Annotated in this window: 14 protein-coding genes and 1 pseudogene; 6 read left to right on the forward strand and 9 right to left on the reverse strand. The window is 60.6% G+C overall.

The window, feature by feature from the left end; translation table 11 throughout:
• The coding region (locus O6929_08400) for a transporter (protein MCZ6480407.1) at positions 1-441 on the forward strand (441 nt) is incomplete at its 5' end.
• A 203-nt stretch (positions 442-644) separates the two neighbouring features.
• Here the strand turns inward: O6929_08400 and O6929_08405 are convergent.
• From O6929_08405 to O6929_08445, 9 genes are all read right to left on the reverse strand, one after another.
• Positions 645-869, reverse strand: coding sequence for a hypothetical protein (locus tag O6929_08405; protein ID MCZ6480408.1), 225 nt, complete (start codon positions 867-869; stop codon positions 645-647).
• A 116-nt stretch (positions 870-985) separates the two neighbouring features.
• Complete coding sequence (locus O6929_08410) at positions 986-1,486, reverse strand: hypothetical protein (GenBank protein ID MCZ6480409.1); 501 nt, start codon at positions 1,484-1,486, stop codon at positions 986-988.
• A gap of 97 nt (positions 1,487-1,583) precedes the next feature.
• Positions 1,584-2,771, reverse strand: coding sequence for a permease (locus tag O6929_08415; protein MCZ6480410.1), 1,188 nt, complete (start codon positions 2,769-2,771; stop codon positions 1,584-1,586).
• 161 nt (positions 2,772-2,932) lie between these two features.
• Complete coding sequence (locus O6929_08420; GenBank protein MCZ6480411.1) at positions 2,933-3,268, reverse strand: hypothetical protein; 336 nt, start codon at positions 3,266-3,268, stop codon at positions 2,933-2,935.
• Between the two features lie 48 nt (positions 3,269-3,316).
• A complete protein-coding gene (locus O6929_08425; protein ID MCZ6480412.1) occupies positions 3,317-3,442 on the reverse strand; it encodes a hypothetical protein in 126 nt (41 codons plus the stop codon).
• A gap of 38 nt (positions 3,443-3,480) precedes the next feature.
• On the reverse strand, positions 3,481-4,365 hold the full coding sequence (locus O6929_08430; protein MCZ6480413.1) for a transporter: 885 nt from the start codon (positions 4,363-4,365) through the stop codon (positions 3,481-3,483).
• 41 nt (positions 4,366-4,406) lie between these two features.
• Complete coding sequence (locus O6929_08435) at positions 4,407-4,553, reverse strand: hypothetical protein (protein ID MCZ6480414.1); 147 nt, start codon at positions 4,551-4,553, stop codon at positions 4,407-4,409.
• A 57-nt stretch (positions 4,554-4,610) separates the two neighbouring features.
• Positions 4,611-7,013, reverse strand: coding sequence for a heavy metal translocating P-type ATPase (locus O6929_08440; protein MCZ6480415.1), 2,403 nt, complete (start codon positions 7,011-7,013; stop codon positions 4,611-4,613).
• A 195-nt stretch (positions 7,014-7,208) separates the two neighbouring features.
• Positions 7,209-7,664 (reverse strand): heavy metal-responsive transcriptional regulator, encoded by a 456-nt coding sequence (locus tag O6929_08445; GenBank protein MCZ6480416.1) that lies wholly within the window; start codon positions 7,662-7,664, stop codon positions 7,209-7,211.
• Positions 7,665-7,849: 185 nt separating this feature from the next.
• Here O6929_08445 and O6929_08450 point away from each other — a divergent pair, with 185 nt between their 5' ends.
• The 5 genes and pseudogenes from O6929_08450 (at position 7,850) to O6929_08470 (ending at position 10,051) form a co-directional block, all read left to right on the forward strand.
• Positions 7,850-8,203, forward strand: a complete 354-nt coding sequence (locus O6929_08450; GenBank protein MCZ6480417.1) for a metalloregulator ArsR/SmtB family transcription factor — start codon at positions 7,850-7,852, stop codon at positions 8,201-8,203.
• A 45-nt stretch (positions 8,204-8,248) separates the two neighbouring features.
• Positions 8,249-8,920: an alkylmercury lyase family protein gene (locus tag O6929_08455; GenBank protein MCZ6480418.1), complete on the forward strand. Its 672-nt coding sequence runs from the start codon at positions 8,249-8,251 to the stop codon at positions 8,918-8,920.
• Positions 8,921-8,998: 78 nt separating this feature from the next.
• Positions 8,999-9,178: pseudogene (locus O6929_08460) on the forward strand (glutaredoxin family protein).
• Between the two features lie 126 nt (positions 9,179-9,304).
• Positions 9,305-9,484 carry a hypothetical protein gene (locus tag O6929_08465; GenBank protein ID MCZ6480419.1) on the forward strand — a complete coding sequence of 60 codons (180 nt, stop codon included), beginning with the start codon at positions 9,305-9,307 and terminating at the stop codon, positions 9,482-9,484.
• 3 nt (positions 9,485-9,487) lie between these two features.
• Complete coding sequence (locus O6929_08470) at positions 9,488-10,051, forward strand: sigma-70 family RNA polymerase sigma factor (protein ID MCZ6480420.1); 564 nt, start codon at positions 9,488-9,490, stop codon at positions 10,049-10,051.

A 10,051-nucleotide genomic window follows, 5' to 3' on the forward strand; every position in this document is an offset into this window, starting at 1 on the left:
GAGGGATCAGAACGGTTCGAGCTGACGCGGCCCACGGTTGGCGTGATCATCGCCACCACGCTGCCAACGGGTGCCGATGACATCGGCGAGGATGAGCCACAACCAGAGTTCATACTCGCAATGGCCTGGGACCTTTCTGAAAGGTTTTCGTTGGGATCAAACCTCAACTACGCGTATGCCAGTGAGGATGGTGACCGGTTTCACCAGTTCTCTGGAAGCCTGGTGTTGGGGTACCAGCTGACTGAGAGGTGGGGGACCTACATTGAATACTTTGGTTTTGTACCCGAGAGCGACGACGGCCCGAACGAGAGTTTCTTCGATGGCGGTCTGACCTATCTTGTCAATGACAATCTACAGCTTGACGCGAGTGCAGGCGTGGGCGTGTTTAATGAGAGAAGCCCCGATTATTTTACCGGTTTTGGCGTGGCGTGGCGATGGTGAGGCGACAAGGATTCAAAGGCAAGAGCCTCCGTCATCACTGGTTTCTTGGTGGACAGGCCAAGCGCACAACACTGAGATTATTATCTGTTATCCCTAATCCCGCGTCAAGCCCAGGCTGTCAGAACGATTCTCCCGCGGGAGATCTCACGGCACGCCACCCCCAGCCCTTGCAACCACGCTGCCTCCTCCTTACTGATATATCTTCAGATCCACCAGGGGCGGAGCAGTGGGGCGAGCCAGAAGACGAGCACCAAGAGGGCCGAACCCCATAAAGGCCACCGGTGCCACCGTGGACCCCTCCTCTTGACATAGTGCAAATAGAAACCCAGCCCCAGGAACAAAAGGGAAAGGGAAAGGAAGTAGATTCGGTACGCCGCCAGACCGGCGGCCAGGCCTCCGCTCAGCACCCCCGCACCAGCGAAGACCAAGGCCAGCACTCATCAAGCGTTGGGCAAAAAAGCGAGAACGACGGACCCGATACCTGAGAGAAGACCTTTCACGTCTCTGGTCATGGAGTCTCTCCTCTGCTGGGGTGGATATTGCCCTATCGATATTCGAAGTCGAAGGGGACTTCTACCGGCTTTTTCAGGGAAGGGCCTTCCATTTTGATCAGGATCGTATACCGACCCTTCCCAGGGAGGGCGACGGGGCTCCCATAGCCCCCCATCTCCGTGAGCGGGAAGCTCCTTGAACCCCCGGGCCCAGTTGCTGTCAACGTAACGGAGAGACCGGAGATCTTCCGCCATGTCTGCGCATCGGTGATGATCACCCCTAGACGATGCGTGGGTTTCGGCATGGGCGCCATCTCGCCTTCCTTCCGTATCTTCGGCATCCCCTCCTTCCCCATCTTCTTCCCCATCCGCTCCCGCATGATCTTCATCTCCTCTGGGGTCGGAGGAGGCCCTGCGACGAAGGTGATCTGCATGCCGGCGACCGTGGCCGTGCCGACTTCCCTTACCTCGCCGGCGTCGACCTGCCATGCGGTCAGGTAGGTCCCCATCGGGACCAGGAGAAAAAGGAAAACAAGAAAAGCATTTCTTCTCATGGTGATTTCCCTCCCGCTTCCGCCTCATATCGCGAGGAGAAGCGTCACGACGATCCTTTCCACCAGAGAGCACTTAGGATTCACTCGTGGCCTTTCGCTACATCCCTTGCATCCCACCTTCCATCCCTCCGGGCATGGCGCCCATGACGTCCTTCATGTACTCCGCGAGGATCGGCTTGAACAGCTCATGGAACCAGGGTACGGTCGAGGGGGTGATGGAGGACGTGAGGATCGAGCGTTCGATAAAGGTTCGGACGCCTAAGAGCGAGGCCAGGCCGGCCAGGACGTACCACATGACCGTCACGGCGAGGGCCGCGAGCGCGACCGAGCCTAAGAGGATCAGCACGATCCTGAAGGTGAGGGCCCGGCCGAAGATCCGCCGATAGGTCCCCACCGTATCCGGATGGAGCACCGTGGCCAGGAAGAATCCGACCAAGCCCGCGTAACCCAAAAACTCCGTCTTCCAGAGCCAGCTCCCGACGAAGATATTTAAGACCGGAACCATGAAAGTGACGATCCCCAGGATCGGGCCGATCACGGCATTTATAAGCTGCCCCAGCACCCCGCCCCCTAAACGCAGGTCGAAGAAGGAATCGGTGTAGCCCCAGGCGGCCATGAAGCCGCCGATCAGCAACCCAAGGAGGATGGGGATAAAGAGGACCTTGACGTCCCGCAGAAGGTACCTCAGGGCATCGAGCCAACCCCGCGGGGACCCGATACGTGCTTTCCAGCTGTGTGCAACTCCGGCGACCTCCCCCACAGGTCCATCCGCTGCTCCTGATAGGGCTTGCTTCCACATGGCCTGGGGGATGAACCACGAGAGGCCCTGACGGACGAAGGCGATCATGAGGAGGACGGCGATGACATGGCCGATGGTGATCTGCGGGCCGTTGTTCACGGTAATGAGCAGGAAGAAGTAGATCGTCAAATTGTAGCTGGAGATGAGGTACGCGAAAGCCGTAGGTGGCGGCACCCCACGCCGGAGCAACTCCTGAAACGTCTCCAGGTTCGACCGCCAGTTGGGGGGTCCGCTGATGCCGAGGGCAACGGCGGAGAGAAGGGAGGGGCGGTCCGCTCCAGGGCGCGTCAGGATCCTGGTCCTCCATCCCGGGTAGAAGAAGGCTTGGAGGAGGGCCGATCCGAAGAAGGCCCCATAGGTCATCAGGGGGAAAGGCCACATGATGAAGGGGTGTCTGAAGAAGGCGATCGTCCAGAAGAGCCAGCTTGAAAGGAACTCCTGCTGGCTGTTCAGAAATTGGGCCAGCCTGACAAACAGCGTATACATGGGACATCCCTAGGGGCCCCAGGATGGGCCCCCTTCGTAGCCCGTGCTTCTGGTGAGGTTGGTCGGGCACGACCGTAGGAGAGTAGCCCGACCGGGATCACCTCTGTCAGCAGGACGATCCCTCGCCGACCCATGGCAACCCCTCCTTTCTCCTTTATTCTTTAACGGACTTGAAACTGCTCGATCTGGGCCACCTCCTTATCCTTCGGGATCAGCCCCAGAATGGAGATCGCCTTGCCATCCTGTCCGGCGGCCTTTTCCAATTCCTTGAACTTCTCATCGCTGACAAGGGGAATGAGCTGGTCTGTGCCCTCCACTTTGAGAACGGGGCTACCGTCTCGGGTGCTGAGCTGGCCCACTGCCTCGAAACGGATCCAGCTCGGGGTGAACCCGGCATCCACGACGGCCTTCCGGAGCTTCTCTACTTCCAGAGGCTGTCCCTCCTTGAGTTGGATGTCCGCCCGTGCTTCCTGTAAGCTTGCCTTTACTTTGTCCACGCCATCCAGGCGGGATAGGGCCTTTTGGGCCCCGTACGCTCAGATGGGTCATATCATGCCGTCGATCCCCATCTGGACCGAGGTCATCTGCGCCTGGGCCAGCGGGGGAACGGCCAGCGTGCCGAAGAGGCTCACCCCAACGAGCAGGCTGAGAAGGATGGCTAGCTTTCGCATGGTTCCTCCTTTCTGTTGGTTTGTTGACAGGGCTTCGCCTAGAAGAGGTATCGGAATCCAAACAGCACGGTGTAGTCGGGTTCCAGTCGTCCACTCGGGAAGTCCTTGACGATCGGGATCTGGACCCCTGTCTCGAAGAGCAGGTTCTCGGTGACAATGTACTGGATCCCCGGCGAGATGAAGAGCACGGTCCCACCGGTATCCACATTTTTCCCATCGCGCTCGTTGTCGGCGAACGTCCGGCCGTTGAACTCGACGCTCAGGTTGAGCTGGCCGAGGGGCGTTGGCCATTCGGGGTAGGTCTGGTAGGCCAGGTAGAGGTCATAGAGCAAGACGTTGCCGAACTTGAAATCTTTCGCCTCGGAGTTGATCTTGCCCCGGACGGCTCCCTCAATGCTGTACCAGCTGCGGGTGGTGCCGGCGGCAATCCCCACGATGCCGTCGACGCCGCCCGAGCCGAGCTGGAGTGAAGGTTTCTCCTTGAGCCCGGGTCCCTTACTGGTGGAGCCCGAAGGGAGTTCGAGCCCGCCGATGACGGCCAGTTGGTCACGGCCGAAGGGGAGATCTCGCCGATAGAAGGTGTACTTGCCGAAGAGGGTGATGTCGCCGATGCCATCGGCGTCGAAGTCACCCTCAGGGGTCTCCAGATGCCGCCGCTGATAGGGAACCACCAGGTTCAGCGTGGCGTCAGTCACCAGGGCGTAGGAAAAGATGGCCGGGGCGGTCCATACTTTGAGTTCTTTGCCTCCGCCTGAGGACTTCTGAAACTGGCCGAAGGATCGCAGGGCCGTCCCCAGAAAGAACTGGGTCCGCGGACTGGCGCCGAAGATGGGGGCCGCCAGGGCGCGGGCCGGCAGAAGAGCCAACCCGAGGATCAATACACCCATTCTCCAGCGTATTCGGGTTGCTTGCCGTCGCTCCATTATTTCCTCCTTGGGGCCATCACGATGGACGGAACCACCTCTTACTTCTCGTCCGCCGAAATGGTCCCGGTATCCCCGAAGATCGGTCCCGTATGGATCGGACCGGAGCGCCTGCTCGTGCCCGTACAGCCTGAGACCAAAATCAGCAGTAAGAGCATCATCACAAATCTCAATGCGACTTTAGCCATTCGACCTCCGGCCTCTTCACTTCTTGGGGTTCCGGCGCGTTGCTCACCAGGTCTTGCCTACTCCCCGCAGACGTGGCCGGTCTCCGCAATGGATTTGCAGATCTCGGCCCGCCCTATCTGACCATCCCGAAGGGTGACGGTGATGCGCTTTTCCTGGACATTCCCTTCTACCGCCTGCACGTCAGGCAGCTCCTGGAGCTTTTCGCGGATGCCGGACACGCAGCCCTCGCAGTGTATCGTTGGAACCTTGAGTGTGAGCTTTTCCATGGTCACCTCCTTTTTGATCTCGCGCCGTGGCAGCAGGCGGCCGCCGAAGGAGTTCAGGAGGACGGTCGTGACGCTCGCTGCCATGGCAACCATGGCCATGATCGGGTGGACCAGACCGGTGATAGCCGCCGGGACGCCGATGCCGTTAAAGGCAAAGGCAAGCGTGACGTTCTGCACCGTCTTCCGGAAGCTGCTCTTGCCGATGTAGTAGGCATCCACCACTCCCCCCAGCCGGTCCCCCACCAGGATGACGTCGGCGGACTCGATCGCAATATCGGTTCCAGCCCCGACGGCGATCCCGACGTCGGCCTGCATGAGTGCGGGAGCGTCGTTGATGCCATCCCCCACCATGGCCACACGGTAACCCTGCTGCTGAAGATTTCGCACCTGTTCGGCCTTCTGGCTAGGGAGCACCTCGGCCATGACCTCGGTGATGTCGACCTGATCCGCCACGGCCTTTGCGGTTCGCCGGTTGTCGCCGGTGAGCATCGCCGGTTCCAGGCCAGCGCCCTTCATCCGAGACACAGCCTCGGCGGCATCGTCCTTCAGAGTGTCAGCGATGGCGATCAGTCCTGCGAGGTGACCCGCCTCGGCCGCGGCCACCACGGTCCGGCCCTGCTGCTCTATCGCCTCCACGCGCTCCTGGACTTGGGTGAGGTCTATGCCTTCATCCGAGAGAAAGCGAGGGCTCCCGACCAGCACGGGTCTGTTGTCGATCGTCGCCCTGATCCCCCGTCCCGGGATGGCCTCGAAGTCCCGGGCTTCCAGAGACACACGCCCATCCGCCGCCTCGACGATGGCCTTGGCCAGGGGGTGCTCCGAGGAGCTCTCGGCGGCCGCCGCCAGCGCCAGCAATTGGTCCACTGTGCCATGGCCCGTGGGCACCAGCTCGACCACCCGGGGCTTGCCCCTCGTGATGGTCCCCGTCTTATCCAGGACGACCTTCTTGACATCTTTGAAAACCTGGAAGGCCTCGCCCGAGCGCATCAGGATGCCCTGCTGGGCAGCCATGCCGCCGCCGCGGATCATGGCGAGTGGGGTAGCCATCCCTAAGGCACAGGGGTAGCCCATCACCAGCACCGCCAGGGTGGCAAAGATGGCCCGGGTAAAGTCGGGCCCACCCGTCACCAGCCATGCACCTAGAGTCCAGATCAGGAAGGCCGCTCCGGCTGCGATGAGGACGCCGGGGGCGAACCAGAGCAGCACGCGTTCGACCAGTTGCATGATGCCCGGCTTGAGCGCCCGGGCCTCTTGGATGGAGCGAGCCACCTGCTCGAGGAAACTTTCCTCCCCGACCCTGCTTACGCGCACGAGCAGGCTGCCCGTCTGGTTCATGGAGCCACCGATGACCTCATCCCCCACGGCCTTCTCGACCGGGATTGACTCGCCCGTGACCAGGCTCTGGTCCACTCCTGACAGGCCCTCCACCACCAGGCCGTCCACCGGAATGCTCTCGCCGGGGCGGATCCGCACGAGGTCCCCGGGTCGCACCTCCTCCATGGCGACCTCCTCTTCTCTCCCGTCCCGGACGACGCGGGCCGTCGGAGGCTGGAGGTCCATCAGTTTCTTGATGGCCTGCGAACTCCTCGTGCGGACCAGCAGGGAGACATATGCCGAGAGAATGTGGTAGGAGGTGATGAAGACGGCAGCCCCCATAAAGTCGGCCATGGGCCAGGGCTGTGTGAAAAACCCGACTGCCCCACCGGCCAGGCCGCCGAAGGCGCCGAACTCCATCAGGACATGCTGGTTCAGGATCCCCCGTCGGAGCGAGGCCCAGGCCATCTGGAGGATGGGCCAGCCTACGCCGAAGACCATCCCCAGGGCGAGGCTCAGCATCACCCACTTGAACCAGGACTGCTGGACGCCTAGCCACATCGCGCTCATGAAGCCGAGGGAGACGAGCATGAACCCGGCCGCCACCAGAAGCTGGTTCCGATGCCGGTGCAGCTCGGCTTCTTCCTCTTCAAATGTGCGGACCTTGTTGGGGTCCCGCACGGTGTAGCCCAGGCTCCGCACTGTATCCCAGAGCTCCCCGGGCGTCACTTTCTCCGGGTCGTATTGGACCAGCGCCTCCTCGTGCGAGAGGCTCACGCCGACCTCCCCCACGCCGTCCATTTGCATCAAGGCCTTGCGGATGCTCTCCGCGCAGAAGGAGCACTGCATCCCGCCGATCTTTATCTGCAGCTTTTCCATGACACGACCTCCTGGATACGCCCAGGCTAAACCTTCCAGCTAAGGGAAGAGTCAAGAACTTTTTTGAGTCCGCCAGTCCAGTCGAAAGTGCAGGGGGACCTTGGACCTTGATCGATGGCGCCGCTTGGGTCCTGACCTACCGCAGGACTGCAATCGATCCTAGCTCGAGGCTAAACCTTCCAGTCAAGGAAAGAGTCAAGAACTTTTTTGGCGGGGGCGGGAGGGGAGAAGGAGAGGCTGGATCTGAGCCCGTTCGATGTGGGGGCAGACCAAGGTAGGCTGGGTCGTCCGCGGTCGGCTGGCCGACCTTCTGGCCAGGCCTTTCAGCTCGTCGCGGAGCAGGGTGAGGTCGCTGATCTGGCGGGAGAGGGTTTGCACCCGTTCGGTGAGAAGGGTGTGGACATGGGGGCAGGGCAGATCCCCCCGATGTCGAAGGGCGATGATTTCCCGAATCTCCGTCAAGGTGAAACCAAGTGTCTTTGCCTTCTTGATGAAATGGAGGAGTTCAACGGTCTGAGGCGTATAAACGCGGTATCGACTCTCACTACGCAGGGGAGGCGGGAGCAACCCGAGGTTCTCGTAGTAGCGGATCGTCCGCGGATTGAGCCTAACCTGCTTTGAAACCTTGCCTATGAATAACGATTGGCTCATCAGGCTTCCATCCTAGGAAGCGAGAGACCTCCTGTCAAGATCATCCATTTTTCTTGCAACATTAACAGAAGGGGGGATCGAGCCAGCGGATGGCACCTAGCCTCCCTCGCGGTCCGCCAAATTGCTTGACAATATATTCTCTAATGCGTATATTATATTATAAGACTTACGAGGAGGAGGACCATATGAGTCCATTAGCGGATGCCCTGCCCAGACAGGAGATGGAACAGCTGCAACTCACGGCAAAGTTCTTCCGGGGCTTAGGTGACCCCACCCGGCTCAAGATCCTGGAGCTCTTGCTAGAACGGGAGCGCCACGTCACAGAGATGGTGAATCTCTTGCAGGTTCCCCAGGGACGCCTCTCCAACCACCTGGCCTGTTTGAGCTGGTGTGGGTATGTCACCGTTGCACGACAGGGCCGGAATCGGTATTACCGGGTGGCGGACAAACGGGTGCGGAAGATCCTCGAGCTGGCCCGAGGCATGGTGGCGGAGAACGCGGAGCACATCTGGGCCTGCACCCGACTTCCAAAACCATAACTCTCGTGTACCCGCACCGCCGTCCCTCTACGAAAGAGTAGAGACATGCACCTCCCCGAATCGCTCAATACCATTGCCACACGCCTGGCCAACGCAGAGCTGACCCGAAAGGAAGAAGAGGTCCGCAAGGCTATCCTAAGGACCTTCGCGACGAGCGGCACATCACCCACCGTGGATGACATCATTACGCTCCTCCCGGGACTCGGTAGGCAGGACGTCACTCGCATTTGTCGCAGGCTCGGGGACAAGGATCTTATCGTCTGGGATGAGGCCGAGCAGCATGTTCAGAGCGCCTATCCCTTCTCCGGGCTTCCCACTACCCACACAGTGCACCTGAAAGACGGTCCAAAGGTTTTCGCCTTATGCGCCGTTGATGCCCTTGGGATGGCGGTAATGCTTGGCCAGGCAGCCGATGTCGTCTCTCGATGCGCGCAGTGCCACACCCCGGTCGAGGTCGCGGTGGGCCCCAGGGAGCTCGGCCGGTATCGCCCGCGGGAGAGCCTTGTGTGGTTCCCGCTAGCAGAAGACGCCTGCTGCCCTGTAGCGGAGTCGCGGTGTCCCGATATCAACTTCTTCTGTTCAGCGGAGCACCGAGATACCTGGTGGCAGGCCAGGGATCGGCCAGATGGCTTAGCACTGACAATAACCGAAGCTTTCGAGGCCGGCCGGGAAATCTTTGGCTCGCTCTTGACCCGGTCGGCTTCAAACCTGGGATGATTGTCCCCGAAGGAGGAGATCATGGCAAAACAGGTGATCGTCTATACCTCGTCTGGATGAAGCTCCTGTGATGCAGAGAAAGAGTTTCTTTCTCAAAAGGGTGTGGAATTCACTGCGAAGAATGTTCGGGAAGATCAACAGGCTCTGGAGGAACTTCTGAAGCTGGGCGTCCGTGCAACCCCGGTCACGGTGATTGATGGGGAGGTGGTTGTCGGCTTCGACCGGGGCAAGATCGAGCGCCTGCTCGGGATCAGCTAGGGCAGAGGGAGAGGAGCGATGCCAACGGCATTCTGTAGAGGGTGAGGGCAGGAAATTGCGATCCCGGCCGGGATCGGGAAAGGTGACATCTTTGACTGCCCCAACTGAGCTGGCCTTTCGCTCCGGGTGAGCGAAAAGGATGGCGTATGGGCCGTGACCGAGGTGAAAAAGGCGAGCTGTGCCGTGGATGAGGAAATCGTGATCTTACCCGATGATGTGCAGCCGGGTGACATCATCGAGTGCCACGGCGTCAAACAACGGGTGACCTACGAGTTCGGGGCATATGCTCTGGAAAAGGTGCAATGACCCTTGGAGGAGTGGCAGGAGCAGACAGACGAACACGTGATGGCCGCCGTCCAGGCCAACGAACCGGGGGCCTTCGAGGCCCTGTACGCCCGCTATCGAGTCCGCCTCTACAACTTCATCCGCCGGTTCGTCGGCAACCAATCCTCCGCTGAAGATATTTTCCAAGAAACTTTTCTCCGCATCTACCACGAGCGGCACCGTTATGAGCCGCGGGTCGCCGTCTCGACTTGGTTCTACACCATTGCCCGCAATCTCTGCTTTCACGAAATTGAGAAGCAATCCCGCCGGCAATCAGCCCCAGCCAATGCGACCGATATGGCCACGGTCCAGGCCTCACCGACCGAGGATCCTCTCTCTCGGCTTGAGGCTGCCGAAACGGCCGCCCGGATCGCACGCGCCATTTCTCTCCTGCCTCCGGGCGAGCGTGAAGTCCTGATCCTCGCCCGCTACGAGGGCCTCCCCCATCGCCAGATCGCCGCCATCGTCGGGAAAAGTGAAGGGGCGGTAAGGGTGGCCTTGTCCCGAGCCCTGACTGCCCTCCGACAGAGCCTGTACGCGGCGAGGTGA

It is taken from the genome of Candidatus Methylomirabilota bacterium (genome assembly GCA_027293415.1).
Lineage (GTDB): Bacteria > Methylomirabilota > Methylomirabilia > Methylomirabilales > CSP1-5 > CSP1-5.